Genomic DNA, 954 nt, shown 5'->3' with positions numbered 1-954 from the left:
GCTCGAGGCGGGCTTCCACGCCCGCCGTGCCGGGCGCATCCCGCGCCGCGAGCACGCCCTGGCCTCCTCGCCGATGGCCGGGCGGGTCACGGCCGAGGAGGACGAGCGGTGACCGCCGCCCGCGAGCCCCGCGACCTCACCGCGCTGTCCGACACCCAGCTGGAGCGCTTCGCCCGCCACCTGAGCCTGGACGGCTTCGGCCCCGAGGCCCAGCTGGCGCTGCTGCGCTCCCGCGTCCTCGTGGTCGGCGCCGGCGGCCTCGGGGCGCCCGTGCTGACCTACCTCGCCGCCGCGGGCGTGGGGGAGGTCCACGTGATCGACGACGACATGGTGGACCGCTCCAACCTGCACCGCCAGGTGATCCACGCCGAGGCGGACCTCGGCCGCCCCAAGACCGCCTCCGCCGCCGCGACGATGCGCGGCCTGCACCCCGAGGTGCGCGTGGTCGAGCACCGCGAACGCCTGACCGCGGCCAACGCGCTCGAACGGGTCGGCGCCGTGGACCTCGTGCTCGACGGCACGGACAACTACGCGACCCGCTACCTCGTGGCCGACGCGTGCGAGATCGCGGGCGTGCCCGTGGTGTGGGGCGCGATCCTGCGGTTCGCGGGGCAGGTGAGCGTGTTCGCCCCGGGCGGGCCGCTGTACCGGGACGTGTTCCCGGAGCGGCCCGAACCCGGCGAGGTGCCCTCGTGCGCGCAGGCCGGAGTGCTCGGGGTGCTGCCCGGGATCATCGGCTCCCTCATGGCGGCCGAGGCGATCAAGCTGCTCTCCGGGGTGGGTGAGCCCCTGGTCGGGCGGCTGCTCTCCGTGGACGCCCTGACGATGCGCTTCCGTGAGCTGCGGCTCGTGCCCGACCCCGAGCGGACCCCCGTGACGGACCTGTCCGCCCACGCGGACCAGGCCCCCCGCCCGGACGACGCCGGCGCCCCCGGCTCGGCGGAGGCGTGCGGC

General features: G+C 76.7%; 1 protein-coding gene and 1 pseudogene. Both read left to right on the top strand.

Annotated elements, in window-relative coordinates:
* Positions 1-112: pseudogene (locus tag D8M29_RS12375) on the top strand (thiazole synthase); the annotation flags it as partial.
* On the top strand, positions 109-954 hold an 846-nt coding region (locus tag D8M29_RS12370; protein WP_127435672.1), incomplete at its 3' end, for a molybdopterin-synthase adenylyltransferase MoeB. The pseudogene D8M29_RS12375 and the gene D8M29_RS12370, both read left to right, overlap by 4 nt.

Source organism: Micrococcus sp. HSID17227, from assembly GCF_003989405.1.
GTDB classification, from domain to species: Bacteria; Actinomycetota; Actinomycetes; order Actinomycetales; family Micrococcaceae; genus Micrococcus; species Micrococcus luteus.
Note: the sequence above shows the minus strand (reverse complement) of the source record. Positions and strands in the feature narration are given on the sequence as shown.